Genomic DNA, 20276 nt, shown 5'->3' on the forward strand with positions numbered 1-20276 from the left:
ATGTCGTTTCTCGCGTGAAGGACGCGAGTCAGAACCAGGAGCTTTCGCGGATCTCCCGCATCGCCTGGCGCCGTGCGTCGGCGGGGAGGCGCTGGACGAACAGCATCCCGTCGAGGTGGTCGGTCTCGTGCTGGAGAGCCTGAGCCATCAGCCCCTCCCCCTCGAGGGTCACCTCGTTCCCGTCGAGGTCGATGCCGACGACTTTCGCGTAGGGAAAGCGGAGGGCGTCGTGCCACACGCCGGGGATGGAGAGGCAGCCCTCCGCCGTCGGCACGGGCTCACCGGCCGTCTCGACGAGCACCGGGTTGAGCACGTAGCCGATCTCGCCGTCGACGTTGTAGCTGAAGGCGCGCAGCCCGACACCGATCTGGGGCGCGGCGACGCCGGCACGTCCGGGCGGTTCGACGGTGTCGAGGAGGTCTTGCACGAGCGCACGCACACCGTCGTCGATCTCGGTGATGACGGCGCTGGGTGCGCGGAGGACGGGGTCGCCGAAGAGGCGGATGCTGCGGACGGTCATCGTGTCACGCGGCGGGAGCCATCGCGCGAAGGCCCTCCACGACGGTAGCGGCCAGTTCGCGCGCGGCTTGGCGTGTCGCCGGCTGAAGGTCCCGGAACGAGATCTCGCTGCCGACGCCGATGAGCGGGTCGTAGGGCATCCGCACCACCGCGCGTACGCGCGTGCGGAAGTGCGCCTCGAGTTCGCGTTCGCTCACGAGCGGCGTGCCCGGACGCGCGTTGTTGAGCACCACGACGGCGCTGCGCACCTGATCGGAGTACCCGTTGGTCTCCAGCCATGTCAGAGTCTCGGAGGCCAGTCTCGCTTCGTCCACGCTGAGCCCCGCGACGATGACCAGTTGGTCGGCCACCTCGAGGGTCGCTCCCATGACCGAGTGCACGACGCCGGTGCCGGTGTCGGTCAACACGATGGAGTAGTAGTGAGCAGCCACGGCGGCGACGTCGTGGTAATCGCGGTCGCTGAACGCCTCGGAAATACGCGGATCGGAATCGGATGCGAGGACATCCAGCCGCGTCGTGTCGCGACCGACGATCGTCGAGATGTCGTTGAACCCCGTGACGGCGCCGCGAAGGCGCGCGAGGTCACGTACGGTGCGCCCGCCGACGCGTCCGATGCGGTCGGCGAGGGTGCCGCGGTCGGGGTTGGCGTCGATGGCGATGATGCGGTCGTCGCGCGCAGAGGCGAGCGCCATCCCGAGCAGAGTGGTGATGGTCGTCTTACCCACCCCGCCCTTGCGCGACAGAACCGCGACGAAGCGGGCTCCGCCGGACAACGGTGCGGCGATCCGGAGGTCGAGCCGCTTGCGGGCGCGTGCCTTGCGGCTGTCGCCGAGATTGATGCGGTGCCGCGATAGCGAGTAGACCAGCTGCTGCCACAGGCCCTCCGGCTCCGCTCCGCTGACCTGACCCCGCTCGAGCAGCCGGTCTGCTGTGAGCAGGTCGGCCGTCTCGCGGTTCGGCTCGAACTCACCGAGCCGCTTGGACGCGAGGGTGACCTCCGGCTGCGGAGGGTGGACCCGTTCCACGGCGTGCGCGCGGTCTCCCCGTCCGTGCTCGTCCGCGTGATGCGCTTCCCGGCGCGTCGTCGGCGTCAACGACACCGGCTCACCGACGGCGATGCTGCCGCTGTGCAGCGCGCGCGGCGTGGTGGGCGCACTGGTCGCCGACGCCGCATCCTGTGCGGTCTCCGCGGGCTCGGGCTGGGGTTCGAGAGGCGGGGCGAGGGATGCCGCGGCCGGCGTGTGGGCGACGGATTCGGTGGCCGGGGCGTGCGCGCCCGCTTCGTCGATCACCTCATCCGCATCGTGGATGTCGTCGGGGAGAGCTTCGCGTTCCGGCGCGCGTTCGAGGATGATGTCGCCCGTGGCGATCTCCTCGATGGCGGCGTCCCCGGCCGCATGATCGACGGCGATGTCGTCGACGGCCTCATCCTCGGCGAGGTCATCGTCGTCGGCAGGAAGGGAGAGGCTCACTCGTGCCGTGCGTGCGCCGAGGATGCCGATGCCGGCTGTCTCGACGCTTGTCGCGTCGGTCAACATGCCGTGCTCCGCGTCTTCCTCGGGCGTCTCGTCGTGTCGGTCGGGGGTCACAGCAGGTCTCCAAACGGGGGTGGGCGCGCGGCGCCCGTCCCCCTCAGGTTACTGCGCGGGGCGGATGACGACCAAAAGGTCCCCCGCGTCCACCTGTGCCGTGTCACCGATGACGAGCCGCTCCACCACTCCGTCCACCGGGCTGGTGATGGCCGCCTCCATCTTCATCGCTTCGATCGACGCCACCGGCTGGCCGGCCGAAACGGTGTCGCCGACGGCAGTCTTCACCGTCACGACACCGGAGAAGGGAGCTGCGACCTGACCCGGTTTCGAGGTATCGGCGCGCTCGGCCGAGCGCGTCTCGACGGCGATCGAGCGGTCGCGCACGAAGACCGGACGCAGCTGACCGTTCAGCGTCGTCATGACCGTGCGCATTCCCTTGTCGTCCGCGTCGCCGATGGCTTCGAGCCCGACGAACAGCTGCACGCCCTTCTCGATCTCGACCACGTGCTCGCCACCTGGCATCAGCCCGTACAGGTAGTCCGCAGTGTCGAGCACACTGAGGTCGCCATAGTTCTCCCGCGCCTCGGCGTACGCGCGGGTCGGCCCGGGGAAGAGCAACCGGTTCAGCCGATCCCGGCGCTGGGCGGGCGAGCCGGCCAGCTGCTCGGTGTCTTCGTCAGTGAGCGGGCTCACGCCGATCTTCACGTCCCGTCCGGCGAGGACCTTGGTGCGGAACGGCTCGGGCCAGCCGCCGGGGAGCTCCCCGAGCTCGCCCGCCATGAAGCCGACGACCGAATCGGGGACGTCGTACTTCTCCGGGTTCGCGGCGAAGTCGGCAGGATCGGCCTTGACGGCCGCCAGGTACAGCGCCAGGTCACCGACCACCTTCGACGACGGCGTCACCTTGGGCACGCGCCCGAGGATGTCGTTCGCCGCGGCATACATGTCTTCGATGAGCTCGAAATCCTCGGCGAGCCCCAACGCGATCGCCTGCTGGCGGAGGTTGGACAGCTGGCCCCCGGGAATCTCGTGGCGGTAGACGCGGCCGGTAGGCCCCGGAAGCCCCGACTCGAACGGCCGGTACAGGTGCCGCACTGCCTCCCAATAGGGCTCGAGATCGGACACCGCCTGCAGGTCGAGCCCCGTGTCACGCTCGGTGTGCGCGAGCGCGGCGACGAGGGCCGAGAGGGAGGGCTGGCTGGTGGTCCCGGCCATCGGCGCGGATGCTGCATCCACCGCATCCGCCCCCGCCGCGGACGCGGCCAGGAGCGTGGCGAGCTGGCCGCCGGCGGTGTCATGGGTGTGCACGTGGATAGGCACGTCGAACCGCTCACGCAGGGCGGTGACGAGCTTCGTCGCCGCAGCCGGGCGGAGAAGCCCCGCCATGTCCTTGACCGCGAGGACGTGCGCACCGGCGGCCACGATCTGCTCCGCGAGACGCAGGTAGTAGTCCAGGGTGTACAGGTCTTCGTTCGGGTCGAGCAGGTCACCGGTGTAGCAGACAGCCACCTCGGCGACCGAGCGGCCGGTGGCCAGGACGGCGTCGATGGCCGGGCGCATCTGGGCGACATCGTTGAGCGCATCGAAGATGCGGAAGATGTCGATGCCACTGGTTGAGGCCTCGGCCACGAAGGCGTCGGTGACCTCGGTCGGATAGGGCGTGTAGCCCACGGTGTTGCGGCCGCGCAGCAGCATCTGGATCGCGATGTTCGGCAACGCCGAACGGAGGGCGTCCAGCCGCTCCCAGGGGTCTTCGCTCAGGAACCGGAGGGCGACGTCGTACGTGGCGCCGCCCCACGCCTCAACGGAGAGAAGCTGGGGTGTGAGCCGGGCGACATAGGGCGCGACGGTGACGAGGTCTTTGGTGCGCACGCGCGTCGCCAGCAGCGATTGGTGCGCGTCGCGGAACGTCGTCTCCGTCACGGCGAGGGCGTTCTGCTGCCGCAGGGCCTGTGCGAACCCGGCCGGGCCGAGCTCTTCGAGACGCTGGCGGGACCCGGACGGCGCGGGAGTCAGCAGGTCGATCGCGGGCAGCTTCAGACGCGGGTTCACCGAGACCGGGTTCTCCCCGTTCGGGCGGTTCACGGTGGCGTCGACGAGCCAGCTGAGGACCTTCGTGCCGCGGTCCTTCGACTCGCGCCCCTGCAGCAGTTCGGGGCGCTCATCGATGAACGACGTGCTCACGTCTCCGGCGAGGAAGGCGGGGTCATCGAGCACCGCCTGGAGGAACGGGATGTTCGTGGACACACCGCGGATACGGAACTCCGCGAGCGCTCGGCGCGCACGGGCCACCGCGGCGGGGAAATCCCTCCCGCGGCACGTGAGCTTCGCGAGCATCGAGTCGAAGTGCGGGCTGATCTGCGATCCCGCCGCGGTCGTTCCCCCGTCCAGGCGGATGCCGGCGCCACCGGGCGAACGGTAGGTCGTGATCTTGCCGGTGTCGGGGCGGAACCCCTGGGCCGGGTCTTCGGTGGTCAGACGGCACTGGAGGGCCGCGCCGCGCAGGTGGATGTCATCCTGCGCGAGGTGCAGCTCGTTCAGGGTCTGCCCCGCGGCGATGCGCATCTGCGACTGCACGAGGTCGACGTCGGTGATCTCTTCGGTCACGGTGTGCTCGACCTGGATGCGCGGATTCATCTCGATGAAGACGACCTCGCCCGTGCGGGGACCGGCCGTCTCCAGGAGGAACTCCACTGTCCCGGCGTTCTGGTAGCCGATCGACTCCGCGAAGGCGACCGCGTAGCGGTGGAGCGCGGTGCGCACGTCCTCGGCGAGGTTCGGGGCCGGAGCGATCTCGATGACCTTCTGGTGGCGACGCTGCAGCGAGCAGTCGCGCTCGAAGAGGTGAACCGTGTGACCCGTCGAGTCGGCGAGGATCTGCACCTCGATGTGCCGCGGGCGCTGCACCGCCTGCTCGAGGAACATGCGGGCGTCGCCGAACGCGCTCTGTGCTTCGCGCATCGCCTCGGCGAGGGCGGGAGCGAGCTCGCCCTTGGACTCCACTCGCCGCATCCCTCGTCCGCCGCCGCCGGCGACGGCCTTGGCGAACAACGGGAACCCGATGTCATCGGACTGCGCCAGGAGCGCGTCGATGTCGTCCGAGGCCTCCGTCGAGCGCAGCACCGGAACGCCGGCTGCGGTCGCGTGGTGCTTCGCCGTGACCTTGTTGCCGGCCATCTCCAGCACGGCAGCGGGCGGGCCGATGAACGCGATACCGCTCGCAGCGGCCTTTTCGGCAAGCTCCGGGTTCTCCGAAAGGAAGCCATAGCCGGGATAGATCGCGTCGGCGCCGCTCTCGCGCGCCACGCGGATGATCTCGTCCACATCCAGATACGCACGGACGGGGTGTCCCCGCTCACCGATCTGGTACGCCTCATCCGCTTTCAGCCGGTGCAGGGAGAACCGATCCTCGTACGGATACACCGCAACCGTGCGGGCACCGACCTCGTAGGCGGCTCGAAAAGCACGGATGGCGATCTCGCCGCGGTTGGCGACCAGGATCTTTCGGAACATGCGCACCTCACAGTGGCGACCGGCTGAGTGTGCTCACAGCCTAGGGGACGGTAACGTAGACGCTTGTGCACGTACTCTCCGTCAGCTCGCTCAAGGGCGGCGTCGGCAAGACCACCGTCACGCTCGGCTTGGCCTCCGCGGCCTTCGCTCGCGGCGTGCGCACCCTCGTGGTCGACCTCGACCCCCAATCCGACGTTTCCACCGGCATGGACATCTCCGTCGCGGGGCGTCTCAACGTCGCCGATGTTCTCGCGAATCCGCGAGAAAAGGTCGTGCGTCAGGCGATCACCTCGAGCGGCTGGGCGAAGGTGCACCCGGGCACGATCGACGTGCTCATCGGCAGCCCGTCCGCGATCAACTTCGACGGCCCGCATCCCAGCGTCCGTGACGTGTGGAAGCTCGAGGAGGCGCTCGCCACGATCGAGGCCGACTACGACCTCGTCCTCATCGACTGCGCACCCTCGCTGAACGCCCTGACGCGCACGGCGTGGGCGGCGAGTGACCGGGTGATCGTCGTCACCGAGCCCGGTCTCTTCTCCGTCGCCGCCGCCGACCGCGCGTTGCGGGCGATCGAAGAAATCCGCCGTGGCCTCTCCCCCCGTCTTCAGCCGCTGGGGGTCGTCGTGAACCGCGTGCGCCCGCAGTCGATCGAGCACCAGTTCCGCATCAAGGAGCTGCGCGACATGTTCGGACCCCTGGTGCTGAACCCCCAGCTGCCCGAGCGCACGTCGCTGCAGCAGGCGCAGGGCGCCGCGAAGCCTCTGCACGTCTGGCCCGGCGACTCGGCTCAGGAGCTCGCGGCCGACTTCGACGCGCTGCTCGACCGCGTCATGCGCACGGGGCGCATCCCCGTTCCGGGCGACGCCGCCAGCGTCTGACCGCCTCCCGCCTGCACCAGATCAGGTGTTTTCGCGGAGACAGGACGATCCGGGCCGATTCGGCCTGTCTCGGCCAAAACTCCTGATCTCATGACGCGCCGGAGCGCGTGACGGGACGGAAGGCGGGCGGGCGGAACGTGAGGGAAGCCGGGCGGGGCTCGGGGATGCGGCGGCGGGTGGCGGGCGCGGGACGTTACGCGGTGCGCTTGACGCGCCGCGCGGCCAGCTCGTCGACCGGGTCGGGCGCGGTCGGGTCGAATTCGACCAGCGTCGACTCGACCTCGCGCAGCACCTTGCCGACGGCGATCCCGAAGACGCCCTGCCCGCGGCTGACGAGGTCGATGACCTCGTCGTTCGAGGTGCACAGGTACACCGAGGCACCATCGCTCATGAGCGTGGTGCCCGCGAGGTCGCGGATGCCGGAAGCGCGCAGCTGGTCGACCGCGGTACGGATCTGCTGCAGCGAGATGCCGGTATCCAGCAGCCGCTTCACCAGCTTGAGCACGAGGATGTCGCGGAATCCGTAGAGGCGCTGCGACCCGGAGCCACTGGCACCGCGGACCGTGGGTTCCACGAGTTCGGTGCGCGCCCAGTAGTCGAGCTGCCGGTACGTGATCCCGGCGGCGCGTGCCGCCACCGCACCGCGGTAGCCGACCTCGTCATCCATCTGGGGCAGCCCATCGGTGAACAAAAGGTCTGAGACGAACCGAGGCCCGCCGACAGCTTCATCAGCAGTCATGCCGGAACCTCCACATCGAATCGGATATACCCACGCTAGATGAGCGGATGGCCCCGGGCAACGACATCCGCATCCCAGGCTCGGCGTGTCGCCGGGTCACGACACGATGCGTTCGATGGCGTCACGCACGAACACGGCCCGAACGTCCTCAAGGCGCTTGGCGAGCTCCGGCGCGAGTTCGCTCGCGCGGGCCCGGGATGCAGCATCCGGGCGCCGCATGAGCGTCGCGAGCGCCGACTCGATCAAGGCGGCCTCGCGTTCGGCGCTCTGACGCACCGATCTCAGGTGTCGAGGCTCGATCCCATGCCGGTCGAGCGCGACGAGCGCACGCAGAAGCGCCACGGTCTGGTCGTTGTACGACTCCGCGGCGACGATCACGCCTGTGCTGATCGCGTCGTTGAGCAGCTGCGGGGCAGCGCCGGCTGCCGCCAGCAGCTCTGCACGCCGGTAACGCCGGGGCGCGGGCACGATCGACGGCACGGCGCTGGGAGGCGACGGGTCGCGGCCCGCGTCGACCTCGGCCAGATAATCGCGGATCACGTTGAGCGGGAGGTAGTGATCGCGCTGCAGCGTCAGGGCCAGGCGCAGCCGTTCAAGGTCTGCCGCGCAGAACTTGCGGTACCCGGAGTCGGTTCGCGTAGGCGAGACGATGCCCTGGACCTCGAGGAACCGCAGCTTGCTCGAAGTGAGCGACGGGAACTCCGGCGTCAAGCGCGCCAGGACCTGACCGATGCTGAGGAGCCCCGCGGACGACGAACGGCCGCGGGCGGATGCTGCCGGCATCAGTCGTCGGCAGCCAGCGGCAGATCCGCGGGAGAGACGAAGAACGTCAGCCGGAACTTCCCGATGCGCACCTCGGCGCCGTTGGCAAGGGATGCCCGGTCGACCCGCTCGCCATTGACATACGTGCCGTTGAGGGAGCGCTGGTCGACGATGTCGAACCGTACGCCGTCGCGGATGATCTCCGCGTGACGACGCGACACGGTCACGTCGTCGAAGAACAGGTCGGCCTCGGGGTGGCGCCCCACCGTGGTGACGTCGGTGTCGAGGAGGTAGCGCGCGCCGGCCGTGGGCCCCGACCGGACCAGCAGCAGCGCAGCGCCCGAAGGCAGTGCGCCGATCGCCTCGATCTCGGTTTCGCTCAGCTCGCTGCCGAACGGCACGAACGACAGATCGGCATCGTGCCCGAAGGTCTGCGTGGTGTCATGCGAGCGTGCCTCCGGCGTACCGGAATCCGCATCGCGCCGGATCTCGCCCGGCTCAGGTCGACGTGTCTCGTCCACGAGGCCTCCTTCCGCGTCCACACTATCCGATCGCTCCGTGCCCCATGAGGCCACTCCCCCGGGACGGGGTCCTGCGCAGTGTTGCGCTGTGTGTCTGCGCCGAGGGCACCGGGCGTCGGATCCGCCTAGCCTGGCGGGACTTCGAACCTACTGATCAGGAGCCCACCGTGTCGAGCCCGTCCCGCCGTCGTCCGCCGCTCGAGGTGCGCGAGCGTGAGACGTGCATGTGCACCTCCGGCGGGGCGTGCTCATCCTTCGCTCCCGGGCACGCGCTGCACCTGATCCAGGCGCGCCTCGCGGCGGCGACCCCCTCGGAGTGGCGGGATGCTGTCGTGACGAGCTCCGACGCGGACTCCGGCGAGATCGTGCTGCACACGCTCGCCGACGGCGTCGCGGTCACCCTGTGGCACGCCGCATCCACCGGTCTCGCGCCGGGCGAACCGGTCGCCATCCACGGCCGCTACGCCGTCTTGGCGGCCCGGGGCCGCCGACTGAACGTCGCGCTCGTCGGTTGACTCAGGCCGCAGCCATCATCGAGTCCTTCAGCGCCACGCAGGCGTCGATGCAGGCGCGGCACGCCTGAGCGCACAGCTCGCAAGCCACGTGGTGCGAGGCGTGCTCGAGGCACTCCTCCTCGCACACCTGGCACATCGCGATGCACGCGTCGAGCATCGCCATCATCGCTGCCGGAGTGGTGCCCTGCATGCGCAGCATGGTGCGCATCATCGTGTTGCACATGTCGGCGCAGTTCATGCACGCCGGCGCGCACGAGAGCATCTGTGTCGAGCAGACCGTGCACGCCTGCTCGCACGCCGCACAGGCGTCCAGACACGCCTGCAGCAGCTCCATGTTGATCGTCCCCCTGCCGGGCATCGACATCGTGTCGTCCGACATCATGTCCATCATCCGCATGTCCATCCCGCACCTCCGTGTTCACCGGCAGCGGGCAGATTCCCCCGCCTGCGGCCATGGTAGGGGCAGCGGGTGACCCGCATAAGGGCCGCGGGTAGGCTCCGAAGGATGACCTCCGACCGCTTCCGCATCCACCCCCTGACCGTCCTCGCGACCGTCCTCCTGGGGGTCCTCACGCTCGTGTACGGGGCGGCCTCGCCGGCGGCGGCGCACGACGAGCTCGTCTCGACAGATCCGGTGGCGGACTCCCAGCTGACAGAGCTGCCCGAGGCGCTCACGCTCGCTTTCAGCGCCGAACTGCTCGGCGGCGACGACGCGAACCAGGTGCAGGTGACGGATGCTGCGGGCACCCCGCTCACCGACGGACCCGCCGTGGTGGACGGGACGACGCTCACCCAGCCACTGGCGGGTGAGGCCAGCGGCAGCATCCGGGTGCTCTGGCGGGTGGTCTCCAGTGATGGGCACCCCATCTCCGGGGAGTTCGCGTTCACCGTGACGGGCCCGGAGAGCCCCACCCCGACGCCGACGGCGTCCACGCCCGCGTCGCCCACCGACACCGTGACACCGAGCGCGTCGGCCGAGCCCGCGCCGTCGCCGACAGCAGCCACCGGTGAGGACTCCGCCAGCCGGCTGCCGTGGATCATCGGGGGCGTCGTCCTGGCGGTTGTCATCGCCCTCGTGCTGTACCTCCTGGTCGTGCGCCCACGCCGTGCCGCCGCCGACTCCGAGGTCCGCGACGACCGATAGGCTGGGAGTCATGCCTCACTACGACGTCGTCATCCTCGGCGCGGGCCCCGGCGGTTACGTCGCAGCGGTCCGCAGCGCCCAGCTCGGCCTTTCGGTCGCGGTCATCGAAGAGAAGTACTGGGGCGGTGTCTGCCTCAACGTGGGCTGCATCCCTTCCAAGGCTCTCCTGCGCAACGCCGACCTGGCGCACACCTTCCACGCGAAGGCCGACCTCTTCGGAATCTCCGGCGACGTCACGTTCGACTTCGGCGCCGCGTGGGATCGCAGCCGGAAGGTCGCGGATGGCCATGTGAAGGGCATCCACTACCTGATGAAGAAGAACAAGATCACGGAGTACGACGGCCGCGGCACGTTCGTCGATGCGAACTCCATCGACGTGGCGGGGGCCAACGGCTCTGTCGAACGCGTCACCTTCGACAACGCGATCATCTCGACCGGCTCCACCGTGCGGCTTCTGCCCGGCGTGACCCTGAGCGAGAACGTCGTCACGTACGAGGAGCAGATCCTCAACCGCGAACTGCCCGAATCGATCGTCATCGTCGGTGCCGGCGCGATCGGCATGGAGTTCGCGTACGTCCTGACGAACTACGGCGTGAAGGTCACGATCATCGAATTCCTCGATCGCGCCCTCCCCAACGAGGATGCCGAGATCTCCAAGGAGATCCAGAAGCAGTACAAGGGTTACGGCGTCGACATCCTCACCTCGACCAAGGTCGAGACCGTCGAAGACTCCGGCGACAAGGTCACGGTGACCTACACGGCCAAGGACGGCACGAAGGGTTCGATCGAGGCCGACCGCGTGCTCATGTCCATCGGCTTCGCCCCGCGGGTGGAGGGCTTCGGCCTGGAGAACACCGGCGTGAAGCTCACCGAGCGCGGCGCCATCGGCATCGACGACTACATGCGGACGAACGTGCCGCACATCTACGCGATCGGTGACGTCACCGCCAAGCTGCAGCTCGCGCACGTCGCCGAGGCGCAGGGCGTCGTGGCTGCCGAGACGATCGGCAAGGCCGAGACCATGACGCTGGGCGATTACCGGATGATGCCGCGTGCGACGTTCTGCTCGCCCCAGGTCGCCTCGTTCGGCCTCACGGAGCAGCAGGCACGCGACGCCGGCCACGACATCAAGGTCGCTAAGTTCCCCTTCTCCGCGAACGGCAAGGCCAACGGCCTGGGCGAGCCGATCGGTTTCGTCAAGCTCATCGCCGACAGCGAGCACCTCGAGCTTCTCGGCGGCCACCTCATCGGCCCCGATGTGTCCGAACTTCTGCCCGAGCTGACCCTCGCGCAGAAGTGGGACCTCACGGCGCTCGAGCTGGCACGCAACGTGCACACGCACCCGACCCTGTCGGAGGCACTGCAGGAGGCCTTCCACGGCCTCGCCGGTCACATGATCAACATCTGACTTTCGCCTCGCACCCGCGGCGCCGCCCAGCTGAAGCCGGGCGGCGCTGCTGTGTTCCGGGGGTAGTGCGCGGGTCGGGGATGGCGTGCGGCGCGGGGCGGGGCGGGGCCGGGTGCGGTGCCGTCGGCGGGGCCGGGCGGCGTGCGGCGTGTGGGCGTGCGGCTCGGGAGGAGATGGCGCTTCGGGAGGACCGTATCGCTCTAATACCGCCTCCCCCGTGCACATCCCCTCCCGAAACGCTCGGGGTGGGAGCCCCGCGTGCGGCATCCGGGCCGCGTGAGGCGGGCAGGATGCCGCGTGCCGCGTGCAGCTCGGGAGGAGATGGCGCTTCGGGAGGACCGTATCGCTCTAATACCGCCTCCCCCGTGCACATCGCCTCCCGAAACGCTCAGGGTGGGAGCCCTGCGTGCGGCGTCCGGGCCTCGGGAGGCGTGCGGGATGCGGCGTGCGGCGTGCGGCTCGGGAGGAGATGGCGCTTCGGGAGGACCAGATCGCTCAAAGAGACCCTCCCCTGTGCACATCCCCTCCCGAAACGCTCCGGGTGGGAGCCCTGCGTCCGGCATCCGGGCCGCGTGCGGCGTGCCGCGTGCAGCTCGGGAGGAGATGGCGCTTCGGGAGGACCGTATCGCTCAAACACTCCCTCCCCCGTGCACATCCCCTCCCGAAACGCTCAGGGTGGGAGCCCGGCGTACTGCGTGCGGCGTTCGGGCCGCGTGAGGCGTGCGGCGTGCGGCCCGGGAGGAGATGGCGCTTCGGGAGGACCGGATCGCTCAAAGAGACCCTCCCCCGTGCACATCCCCTCCCGAAACGCTCGGGGTGGGAGCCCGGCGTACTGCGTGCGGCGTTCGGGCCGCGTGAGGCGTGCGGCGTGCGGCTCGGGAGGAGATGGCGCTTCGGGAGGACCAGATCGCTCTAAGACGCCCTCCCCTGTGCACATCCCCTCCCGAAACGCTCGGGGCCGAGGCTTGGGGCGCGAACGGCCCGGGGTGCGAACGGCGCGGGACGCGGACGTCCGACGAGTGCCGGTGCCGTCGGCGGGGGAAACGGAGTGCGAGAGGTCAGCGGCCGAGCGCGCGGGCGAGCTTCGAGTCGGATGCGGCGGGGCCGCCACCGGCGGCGGACACAGCCGCATCCACCGCGGCGAAAAAGGCCTCGCGCCAGTCGGGGTCGGCAGGGGCGGCGGGGCCGAGTTCGACCTCCCACTCTCGCCATGCCGACTCGCGCCCGGACCGCTCATCCAGCGCGCGGACGCGGTCGTCCACGAATTCCGCGACCAGGCCGCCTTCACCGTCGCGTAACGCATAGGCGGTGCGGGTGTTGCGGATACGCGCCAGCGGAAGCAGCGGCGGGGCCGCCCACTGCGCGATCGCGGCGATCAGCCCCTCGGGCACAACCGGCTCGCCGCCCTCGTCCAGCGGCCACTGCCACTCGTGCCGGCCGTCGGCGGCGGACACTTTGACATGCCACCCCGCGTCGGGTCCGCCGGAGCGGCGGCGTACCGCGACGTGAGCACGGGCAAGCGCCACATCCTCGGTGTCGACGTAGCGCGCGTCGAGTTCGCGCACCTCGGCCTCATCCACGAGCGATACCCCTGGGAGCGCCGACCAGTTCGGCAGTTCGCCGCCGTCGCCGACGTCATATTTCCGCTCGACCTCGATCGAGCGGAGGGGATCGGGGCCTGCGGTCAACCCAGACGCCCGTCCTCGTCCGGGTTGATGTCCTCGGTCTCGGCGCTGAAGCGGTAGGTCGCCTGCGTGGGGCCGTCGTTCTCGCCGGTGTTCTCGAAATCCCCCTCGCGACGGTAGACCAGCTGGCCCTCACCGTAGGGGACGATCAGCGCGTCGTCGGTGTCGTCATCCAGTGGGAGGAACTGGCCGTCAAGCGGCCCTCCGGTCAGTCGTGCGATAGCCATGGGGCAAGCGTAACCCTCCCCGCGAATCCTCAGCGGACCAGCGCAGCCCTCCCCGCAAATCCGGCGCCCCTCCCCCGCAAATCCGGCGGTGGGCAGTCACGGAGGTCACCTAGACTCACACGGATGAAGGCCCTGCGTACGTTCACCGTCCGACCCGTGCTTTCGGAGCGCCTCGCCCCGCTCGACCGGCTGGCATCCAACTGGCGGTGGTCATGGAGCCGCGCGACGCACGCACTGTTCGCGTCCATGGATCCCGGCCTGTGGGAACAGGTCGGCGAGAACCCGTCGCGGATGCTGGGCGCCCTCGGCCAGGCGCCGCTGGATGAGCTTGCGCGCGACGATGATTTCGCGTGGCGCGTCCGCGAAGAGGATGAACGGCTCGAGGCGTACCTGACCGGCGACCGCTGGTTCCAGAGCCTGCCTGAACCGAAGCCGCGATCGATCGCGTACTTCTCGCCCGAGTTCGGTGTGGACGGGTCGCTGCCGCAGTACTCCGGAGGCCTCGGCATCCTCGCGGGCGACCATCTCAAGAGCGCGTCCGATCTCGGGGTCCCCCTCACCGGCGTGGGCCTGTTCTACCGCGCCGGCTACTTCCGGCAGTCGATCGGCGACGACGGCTGGCAGCGGGAGAGCTATCCCGTGCTCGACCCCTATGGTCTCGGCTTGACGCTCCTGCGGGAAGCGGATGACGCTCCCGTGGAGATCGCACTGGCGGTGAGCGGCGGACGTACCCTTTCCGCGCGTATCTGGGTCGCCGACATCGGCCGCGTGCCGCTGCTGCTGCTGGATTCGGAGACTCCCTCCAATTCCGAAGACTTGCGCCGTGTCACCGACCGCCTCTACGGCGGCGGCGGCGAGCACCGCCTGCTGCAGGAGCTCCTCCTCGGCGTCGGCGGCGTGCGCGCGGTGCGGGCCTGGTGCCGGGTCACCGGGCGCGATGAGCCGGACGTCTATCACACCAACGAGGGCCACGCCGGGTTCCAGGGCCTGGAGCGCATGTCGGAACTCGTCACCGGCGCCGGCCTGTCATTCGACGCCGCCCTCGCTCAGGTTCGGGCGTCGACGGTCTTCACCACCCACACCCCCGTACCCGCCGGAATCGACCGATTCCCGAGGAGCCTCGTGGGCGAGTACCTCGCCACGGGGCTGCTGGCGGGGCTCGACTCGGAGCGAGCGCTCGACCTCGGGGTCGAGACATACCCCGGAGGCGACCCGCAGGTGTTCAACATGGCCGTTCTGGGGCTGCACCTCGGCCAACACTCGAACGGGGTCTCGCGCCTCCACGGCAAGGTCAGCCGCTCCATGTTCGGTGCGCTGTGGCCCGGGGTCGACACCGACGAGGTGCCCATCGGTTCGATCACCAACGGCGTGCACGCGCCGACCTGGGTCCACCCGGCGCTGAAGGGCCTCAGCGAGCGCGCCTTCGGCGACGCGCTCACCACCGAGCACGATTGGCGGGACCGCGACGTCCTCTCCGACGACGAGCTGTGGGGCGTGCGCACCCGGATGAAGGAGGAGCTCATCGCCGAAGCCCGCCGGCGCCTCTCGGAGGCGGCCGGTTCGACGGCCGGCGCGTGGGCGGGCGACGTCCTGGACTCGGAGGTGCTCACGATCGGCTTCGCCCGGCGGGTACCGACGTACAAGCGCCTCACCCTCATGCTGCGCGACCCCGCGCGCCTCACCCGGCTGCTGACCGACCCCGAGCGGCCCGTGCAGATCGTCATCGGGGGCAAGTCGCATCCGGCTGACGACTCGGGCAAGCAACTCATTCAGCAGCTCGTCCGTTTCAGCCGCGACCCCCGCGTGCGCGGACGCATCGTGTTCCTGCCCGACTACGACATCACCCTCGCCAAGACGCTCTACCCCGGATGCGACGTGTGGTTGAACAACCCGCTGCGGCCCTTGGAGGCGTGCGGCACGTCCGGCATGAAGGCGGCCCTCAACGGCGCCCTGAACCTTTCGGTGCTCGACGGATGGTGGGACGAGTGGTACGACGGCCGCAACGGGTGGGCGATCCCCACCGCCGACACCGCGACCAGCGATGAGGAGCGCGACGATCTGGAGTCCGCTGCCCTGTACGACCTCATCGAGCATCAGCTCGTCCCGGCCTACTACGACCGCGACGGCGGAATCCCGCGCGGATGGCTCGACCGCGTGCGCCATACCATGACCGATCTCGGCCAGAAGGCGACCAGCGACCGGATGGTGCGCGAATACGTCACCCACCTCTACGCGCCGGCGGCGGTGAACGCCCGCGCACTGGCAGCCGACCACCACGCCGCCGCCGCGGAGCTCGCGGCCTACGTCGGGCGAGTGCGCGAGGGGTGGCCCGCGGTGCGGGTGCTGAGCGTTGACGCGTCCGGTCTGCCGCAGCAGGCACGCGCGGGCGACCGCCTGCGCGTGCGTGCCGAGGTCGAGCTGGGCGCGCTGGCGCCTTCCGACGTCGCCATCGAGCTCGTCTCCGGGAGCGCCGACGCGGATGGCGAACTGACCGGCGCGCGGGAGGTGCTCGCCCTCGCCCCGGTCGGTGGCGGAGACGGCCGACCGACCGTGTTCGAAGCGACCCTCGACCTCGACGTGACCGGGCCCTTCGGGTATGCCGTCCGTGCCGTGCCGCAGCATCCGTACCTCGTCTCCGACGTCGAGTTGGGGCTGGTGACGTTCGCCTCATGACCGGCGCGGAGAAGCGCCCCTTCGTCCTGCTCGCCACCCGCGGAGAGGACGGCCCGGCCGATGAGGAGTACGCGCTGTTCCTGCGCTACAGCGGACTGCACCCCTCCCAGCTCCGTCGCGTCCGCTTGGAATCCGGACCGCTCCCGTCGCTGGACCTCGACGAGATCTCCGGCATCTTCGTCGGTGGCAGCCCGTTCAACGCATCCGATCCTGCGGACCGTAAGTCCGCGGTTCAGCAGCGCGTGGAGTCCGATTTCGCCGCGCTCCTGGATGAGGTGGTCGCACGCGACTTCCCCTTCCTAGGGGCGTGCTACGGGGTGGGGACCCTCGGGACGCATCTCGGCGCGGTCATCGACCGGCGATTCTCCGAACCGATCAGCATCGTCCCGGTCTCCCTGACCGAGGCGGGGAGCCACGACCCTCTCCTTTCCGGGATGCCGACGACCTTCGGCGCCTTCGTCGGCCACAAAGAGGCGATCAGCGTCCTTCCGCCCGGCGCCGTCCTCCTCGCGTCGTCCCCAGGCTGCCCCGTGCAGATGTTCCGTGTCGGTGAGAACGTCTACGCCACGCAGTTCCACCCCGAACTGGATGTGGATGGCATCACCACGCGGATCCACGCGTATGCCGCCCACGGTTACTTCGCGCCCCATGAGCTGGATGACACGCTGGCGGCGGTACGCCGTGCCCACGTCACCGAGCCCGGGCGCATCCTGCGCCGCTTCGTCGAACTCTACGGGCGCTGAGGCCGCGGAAGACGCGTGACGGGTATCGGCCCGGTCACTTCGGGGTGCGCGCGGGCGAGAGCAGGTCCCAGACCGAGGTCGACCAGCCGCACGTCGCCTGCGAGCTGCGGTCCACGGCCGCGGACGAGTCCGGCCTTGACGGCGCCGAACGTCACCGTCGTGTCCGCGGGGAGCACCACATCGTCGGCGCGGCCGTCGTCGGGATGCAGTCCGCTGGGCAGGTCGACGGCGATCACCGTCGTACCGCCGTCGCGCAGCGTCGGCAGCAGGGCCTCGACGACGGCGCGCGCAACCCCGCGCAGGCGGGGGTCGGCAGACGCGCCGATCCCGAGGATGCCGTCGAGGACGAGCGCGTAGGTGGGCGGTTCGCTGCACAGCTCGCCGGCTCCCCGCAGCTGGGCGCCGGCCGACATCGCCGCGGCCAGGGCCTCGCGGTGCACGCGGTCCGACGTGAGAACGATGTCCACCGGTTGGTCGGCGCCGGCGATCTCGGCCGCCGCATACAGCGCGTCGCCTCCGTTGTCACCGCCGCCGGCGAGCACGAGGACGCGTCCGGGGGCCTCGGCCAATCGCTCCCGCACCACCCCTGCCAGTGCGGTCGCGGCTTCCCGCATCAGCGGCTCCCCCGCCGCGAGGAGAGGTGCCTCGGCCGCTCGCACGGCGGCCGCGGTATACGCGGGCACCAGGGCGGCCTCACTCACGCGTGCTCCTTCCTGCCCTCGCGCTCCTTTTCGCTGTTTCGCTCGTTTTCGCCTTCTCGCTCCTTGGCCTCGGCATCACGTGCCGCGCGCAACTCGTCGGCGTCCGCCTGCACGGCGAGCTCAGCCCGGCGCACGCGGAACTGGGCCAGCGTCGTAGCGCCGTGCAGCGCCCGCACGCGGTCCTGATCTTCTTCAACGCCGATGACGATGTACGCCGATGCGATGAGGATCACCTGGCTCGAGAGGTTCAGCCAGAGCAGGAGCGCGATGAGGGAGGCGAAAGAGGCCAGCAGCGGGTTGTTGGATGCCCCGCCGACGAACAGACCCGAAAGCTGCTGGAGCACCGTGAGCCCGAACCCGCCGATCATCGCGCCGGTCCACAGCGTCCGCGCCCGCGCGTGGAGCCCGGAGAGCAGCCGGAACGCCGCAGCGACGACGAGGGTGTCGAGCACGAAGACCACGACCACGGAGACGAGCCACGCGACGAAACCGAGCGCGGGAGCGTCTCCGGGGATCCCGAGCCAGTCGGTGAGCACGGCCAACCCGGCGGTGGCGAGGAAGGTCGTTGCGGCAGCCGCCGCGAGGCCCGCGCCGATCGCGATGGCCAGAAGGAGGTTCCGGAGGATCACCCACACGAACAGCACGTCGTCCGTCGCGATACCCGCGATCGTCCGTAGGGCCGACCGGAGCGAGCCGACGGCGCCGATCGCGGCGCCGATGAGGCCGATGGCGGAGATGACGCCGGCGATGGTGAGACCCGCCGGTGCTTGGACGTCATCCAGGTCTACGAGGTCGAGGAGCCCGGGAATGGCCGCGTCGAGGGAATCGACGAGCGCGTTCCACGCCTCCCGATTGCCCGCCAGCCACAGGGCCGCCACGGAGAAGCCGAGCAGGACCCCGGCGAACAACGCGAACAGCGTGCGGTACGTGACGGAGTCGGCCAGCATGGGGCCGCGTGCCCTGCTGTAGACCAGGAGTGCACGGACGGGGCGGCGCGCCAGCGCCCAGGCGGTGACACGGGACAGAACACTCGACATCTGATCAGGCTATCGGCGCCGCATCCGCCGACCGCGGGGGCTTGACGACACGTGACACCACCGGTCAGCCGCGCGCGATCACGGGCAGGGCGGCGGCGACGATCGCGAGCCACGCGCCCCCCAGCATCCACGGGCCGAACGGGATGGCCGACGTGGCACGGGCGCGCCGCGTGAGCAGCAGCAGCACCCCGTAGAACCCCCCGAGCAGGAACCCCGCGAGCGCACCGATCCACACGCTCTCCCAGCCCAGGAATCCGAGGTAGGCGCCGATCACCCCCGCGAGCTTGACGTCGCCCCCGCCCATGGCCGCCGGCCGCAGCATCCGCAGCACGAGATAGAACGCGAACAACGCCGCAGCGCCCCCGAGCGTCGGGATGAGGCGCGCGGGAACGCCGGACGCCAGAGCAGAGGCGGGAAGCAGCACCCCGGCCGCCGCGTACCCCGGCAGCACGTACCGGTTCGGAAGGCGGTGCGTGCGTGCATCGACGACGGCAAGAGTCACCGATTGCACCGCGAAGCACCCGTACGCGATCAGCGCGAACACGACGCCAACGCCGGCGGCGATGGTCATGTCACCCGTCGAGGATCTCGAGCGCGACGGAAACCGGCCCGCCGTCGACGAGCGATTCGGCCTCGCGCACCGCACGCTTGAGGGGAAGCGAATACGTTCCTGACGAGCCGGGGAAGATCGATGTGCGCCACGTCGTCGTACCGACCGTGGCCTCGACCCGGACTGCTCCGAAACCGCGAGCGAAGGGCTCCATCACCTCCCGGATGTCGCCACTGAGCTCTTCGGGCACCTCAGCGAAGTACCAGGCCGCGTCTTCCCGGGCGCTCCATCGGAACACCTCGGCCTCGAACTCGACGTGCACCCCTTACCTCCTTCGCTCAGCCACGTCGTCGCCGCGGTCCGGCCACCGGATGCCCGCGGCATCGAGCGGCTGCGCGGCGTCGTCATGGCGTGCGCGATGCCAGGGCGATCCGGCCGGCCAGGTGGCTGCGAACGTGGGGATGACGCGCCACACCCGCCGCAACAGGGCCGACGGCCGCGCGAACGGGCGGGCAGACACGGGCATGCGCAGGTCGGGGTCGTACCGGACTCCGTCGCTGGGCCGCAGGTGGATCGTCAGGTCGAGGTCGTCGTGGATCTTCGGGTTGGTACGGTCGACCTGGTCGCGGATGCGGTTCCAGACGGCCGACCGCATGGCGAAGTTCGACCCGAAGACGAGCGGGATGCCGAGCCACTGCCGCACCCAGAAGGTGCCGCCGCCGACGTACCAGTGGTCGCCGAGGTAGCGGACGAGGGGCGTCGAGCCGTAGAACTCCGACCCGCCGGTGAGCACCCCCAGCGCGGGGTCGGCCACGAAGGCCTGAACGATCCGCGAGATCCAGTCCGGATGGGGGCGGGAGTCAGCATCCAGTCGAGCGATCAAGTCGAAGCCCAGGGCCTCGTCGTATCCGCGAGCCGCCGCCGGCCAGATGCCCACCATCGGTTCGGTGACGACCCGGGCCCCATACCGCCGCGCGACGGCGGCGGAGTCGTCGGCGCTGTCGTTGTCGACGACGATGACCTCATCGGGCTGGCGGGACTGCGCGGCGAGCGCCCGCAGGCACTCCTCGAGGAAGGGCGCATCGTTGCGGCATGGGATGACCACCGCGATACGAGGAACCAATGACAC

General features: G+C 70.0%; 20 protein-coding genes. 6 read left to right on the top strand and 14 right to left on the bottom strand.

What is annotated here, in order from left to right; genetic code table 11:
- Nucleotides 1-28: 28 nt before the first annotated feature.
- From AC4FS1_RS05665 to AC4FS1_RS05675, 3 genes are all read right to left on the bottom strand, one after another.
- Nucleotides 29-520, bottom strand: coding sequence for a peptide deformylase (locus AC4FS1_RS05665; RefSeq protein ID WP_491153280.1), 492 nt, complete (start codon nt 518-520; stop codon nt 29-31).
- A 4-nt stretch (nt 521-524) separates the two neighbouring features.
- Nucleotides 525-2057, bottom strand: a complete 1533-nt coding sequence (locus AC4FS1_RS05670; RefSeq protein WP_491155650.1) for a MinD/ParA family ATP-binding protein — start codon at nt 2055-2057, stop codon at nt 525-527.
- Nucleotides 2058-2156: 99 nt separating this feature from the next.
- On the bottom strand, nt 2157-5564 hold the full coding sequence (locus tag AC4FS1_RS05675) for a pyruvate carboxylase (RefSeq protein WP_491153281.1): 3408 nt from the start codon (nt 5562-5564) through the stop codon (nt 2157-2159).
- Between the two features lie 65 nt (nt 5565-5629).
- Between AC4FS1_RS05675 and AC4FS1_RS05680 the strand changes: the two genes are divergently transcribed.
- On the top strand, nt 5630-6442 hold the full coding sequence (locus AC4FS1_RS05680) for a ParA family protein (protein ID WP_491153282.1): 813 nt from the start codon (nt 5630-5632) through the stop codon (nt 6440-6442).
- 193 nt (nt 6443-6635) lie between these two features.
- On the opposite strand, the gene AC4FS1_RS05685 is transcribed toward AC4FS1_RS05680, so the two are convergent.
- From AC4FS1_RS05685 to AC4FS1_RS05695, 3 genes are all read right to left on the bottom strand, one after another.
- Nucleotides 6636-7181, bottom strand: coding sequence for a MerR family transcriptional regulator (locus AC4FS1_RS05685; RefSeq protein ID WP_491153283.1), 546 nt, complete (start codon nt 7179-7181; stop codon nt 6636-6638).
- Between the two features lie 96 nt (nt 7182-7277).
- Nucleotides 7278-7964 (bottom strand): transcriptional regulator FtsR, encoded by a 687-nt coding sequence (gene ftsR, locus AC4FS1_RS05690; protein ID WP_491153284.1) that lies wholly within the window; start codon nt 7962-7964, stop codon nt 7278-7280.
- Nucleotides 7964-8464 carry an FHA domain-containing protein gene (locus tag AC4FS1_RS05695; protein ID WP_491153285.1) on the bottom strand — a complete coding sequence of 167 codons (501 nt, stop codon included), beginning with the start codon at nt 8462-8464 and terminating at the stop codon, nt 7964-7966. Before AC4FS1_RS05695 ends, ftsR begins: the two co-directional genes overlap by 1 nt.
- Before the next feature lie 167 nt (nt 8465-8631).
- Here AC4FS1_RS05695 and AC4FS1_RS05700 point away from each other — a divergent pair, with 167 nt between their 5' ends.
- Complete coding sequence (locus AC4FS1_RS05700) at nt 8632-8979, top strand: hypothetical protein (protein ID WP_491153286.1); 348 nt, start codon at nt 8632-8634, stop codon at nt 8977-8979.
- A 1-nt stretch (nt 8980) separates the two neighbouring features.
- Here the strand turns inward: AC4FS1_RS05700 and AC4FS1_RS05705 are convergent, their stop codons facing one another.
- Nucleotides 8981-9382 carry a four-helix bundle copper-binding protein gene (locus tag AC4FS1_RS05705; RefSeq protein WP_491153287.1) on the bottom strand — a complete coding sequence of 134 codons (402 nt, stop codon included), beginning with the start codon at nt 9380-9382 and terminating at the stop codon, nt 8981-8983.
- A 102-nt stretch (nt 9383-9484) separates the two neighbouring features.
- On the opposite strand from AC4FS1_RS05705, the gene AC4FS1_RS05710 reads away from it, so the two are divergent.
- Complete coding sequence (locus AC4FS1_RS05710) at nt 9485-10123, top strand: copper resistance CopC family protein (protein WP_491153288.1); 639 nt, start codon at nt 9485-9487, stop codon at nt 10121-10123.
- A gap of 10 nt (nt 10124-10133) precedes the next feature.
- Nucleotides 10134-11531 (top strand): dihydrolipoyl dehydrogenase, encoded by a 1398-nt coding sequence (gene lpdA, locus AC4FS1_RS05715; RefSeq protein ID WP_491153289.1) that lies wholly within the window; start codon nt 10134-10136, stop codon nt 11529-11531.
- Nucleotides 11532-12589: 1058 nt separating this feature from the next.
- Here the strand turns inward: lpdA and AC4FS1_RS05720 are convergent.
- Nucleotides 12590-13219 (bottom strand): CYTH domain-containing protein, encoded by a 630-nt coding sequence (locus tag AC4FS1_RS05720; RefSeq protein WP_491153290.1) that lies wholly within the window; start codon nt 13217-13219, stop codon nt 12590-12592.
- Nucleotides 13216-13443, bottom strand: a complete 228-nt coding sequence (locus AC4FS1_RS05725) for a response regulator (RefSeq protein ID WP_491153291.1) — start codon at nt 13441-13443, stop codon at nt 13216-13218. The genes AC4FS1_RS05720 and AC4FS1_RS05725 overlap by 4 nt, the downstream gene beginning before the upstream one ends.
- A 123-nt stretch (nt 13444-13566) precedes the next feature.
- Here AC4FS1_RS05725 and glgP point away from each other — a divergent pair, with 123 nt between their 5' ends.
- Together glgP and AC4FS1_RS05735 are read left to right on the top strand one after the other, a co-directional pair.
- Nucleotides 13567-16116, top strand: a complete 2550-nt coding sequence (glgP, locus tag AC4FS1_RS05730) for an alpha-glucan family phosphorylase (RefSeq protein WP_491153292.1) — start codon at nt 13567-13569, stop codon at nt 16114-16116.
- Nucleotides 16113-16859 (top strand): glutamine amidotransferase, encoded by a 747-nt coding sequence (locus AC4FS1_RS05735; RefSeq protein ID WP_491153293.1) that lies wholly within the window; start codon nt 16113-16115, stop codon nt 16857-16859. Before glgP ends, AC4FS1_RS05735 begins: the two co-directional genes overlap by 4 nt.
- Here the strand turns inward: AC4FS1_RS05735 and AC4FS1_RS05740 are convergent.
- The 5 genes from AC4FS1_RS05740 to AC4FS1_RS05760 all read right to left on the bottom strand — a co-directional run bounded on the left by AC4FS1_RS05740 (nt 16847) and on the right by AC4FS1_RS05760 (nt 20276).
- Nucleotides 16847-17560, bottom strand: coding sequence for an NAD(P)H-hydrate epimerase (locus AC4FS1_RS05740; RefSeq protein ID WP_491153294.1), 714 nt, complete (start codon nt 17558-17560; stop codon nt 16847-16849). The genes AC4FS1_RS05735 and AC4FS1_RS05740 overlap by 13 nt on opposite strands.
- Nucleotides 17557-18597 carry a YhjD/YihY/BrkB family envelope integrity protein gene (locus AC4FS1_RS05745; RefSeq protein ID WP_491153295.1) on the bottom strand — a complete coding sequence of 347 codons (1041 nt, stop codon included), beginning with the start codon at nt 18595-18597 and terminating at the stop codon, nt 17557-17559. The genes AC4FS1_RS05740 and AC4FS1_RS05745 overlap by 4 nt, the downstream gene beginning before the upstream one ends.
- Before the next feature lie 64 nt (nt 18598-18661).
- Nucleotides 18662-19168: a prepilin peptidase gene (locus tag AC4FS1_RS05750; protein ID WP_491153296.1), complete on the bottom strand. Its 507-nt coding sequence runs from the start codon at nt 19166-19168 to the stop codon at nt 18662-18664.
- A 1-nt stretch (nt 19169) separates the two neighbouring features.
- Nucleotides 19170-19469, bottom strand: coding sequence for a DUF1905 domain-containing protein (locus AC4FS1_RS05755; RefSeq protein WP_491153297.1), 300 nt, complete (start codon nt 19467-19469; stop codon nt 19170-19172).
- A gap of 3 nt (nt 19470-19472) precedes the next feature.
- Nucleotides 19473-20276 carry a glycosyltransferase family 2 protein gene (locus tag AC4FS1_RS05760; protein WP_491153298.1) on the bottom strand — a complete coding sequence of 268 codons (804 nt, stop codon included), beginning with the start codon at nt 20274-20276 and terminating at the stop codon, nt 19473-19475.

The sequence above is a fragment of the Microbacterium sp. Z12_35 genome (assembly GCF_058310475.1).

What these genes read in the sequence shown, in the direction of transcription:
- AC4FS1_RS05665 (WP_491153280.1), bottom strand. Translation starts at nt 520, where the DNA reads ATGACCGTCCGCAGCATCCGCCTCTTCGGCGACCCCGTCCTCCGCGCA.
- AC4FS1_RS05670 (WP_491155650.1), bottom strand. Translation starts at nt 2,057, where the DNA reads ATGTTGACCGACGCGACAAGCGTCGAGACAGCCGGCATCGGCATCCTC.
- AC4FS1_RS05675 (WP_491153281.1), bottom strand. Translation starts at nt 5,564, where the DNA reads ATGTTCCGAAAGATCCTGGTCGCCAACCGCGGCGAGATCGCCATCCGT.
- AC4FS1_RS05685 (WP_491153283.1), bottom strand. Translation starts at nt 7,181, where the DNA reads ATGACTGCTGATGAAGCTGTCGGCGGGCCTCGGTTCGTCTCAGACCTT.
- ftsR (WP_491153284.1), bottom strand. Translation starts at nt 7,964, where the DNA reads ATGCCGGCAGCATCCGCCCGCGGCCGTTCGTCGTCCGCGGGGCTCCTC.
- AC4FS1_RS05705 (WP_491153287.1), bottom strand. Translation starts at nt 9,382, where the DNA reads ATGGACATGCGGATGATGGACATGATGTCGGACGACACGATGTCGATG.
- AC4FS1_RS05710 (WP_491153288.1), top strand. Translation starts at nt 9,485, where the DNA reads ATGACCTCCGACCGCTTCCGCATCCACCCCCTGACCGTCCTCGCGACC.
- lpdA (WP_491153289.1), top strand. Translation starts at nt 10,134, where the DNA reads ATGCCTCACTACGACGTCGTCATCCTCGGCGCGGGCCCCGGCGGTTAC.
- AC4FS1_RS05725 (WP_491153291.1), bottom strand. Translation starts at nt 13,443, where the DNA reads ATGGCTATCGCACGACTGACCGGAGGGCCGCTTGACGGCCAGTTCCTC.
- glgP (WP_491153292.1), top strand. Translation starts at nt 13,567, where the DNA reads ATGAAGGCCCTGCGTACGTTCACCGTCCGACCCGTGCTTTCGGAGCGC.
- AC4FS1_RS05735 (WP_491153293.1), top strand. Translation starts at nt 16,113, where the DNA reads ATGACCGGCGCGGAGAAGCGCCCCTTCGTCCTGCTCGCCACCCGCGGA.
- AC4FS1_RS05745 (WP_491153295.1), bottom strand. Translation starts at nt 18,597, where the DNA reads ATGTCGAGTGTTCTGTCCCGTGTCACCGCCTGGGCGCTGGCGCGCCGC.
- AC4FS1_RS05750 (WP_491153296.1), bottom strand. Translation starts at nt 19,168, where the DNA reads ATGACCATCGCCGCCGGCGTTGGCGTCGTGTTCGCGCTGATCGCGTAC.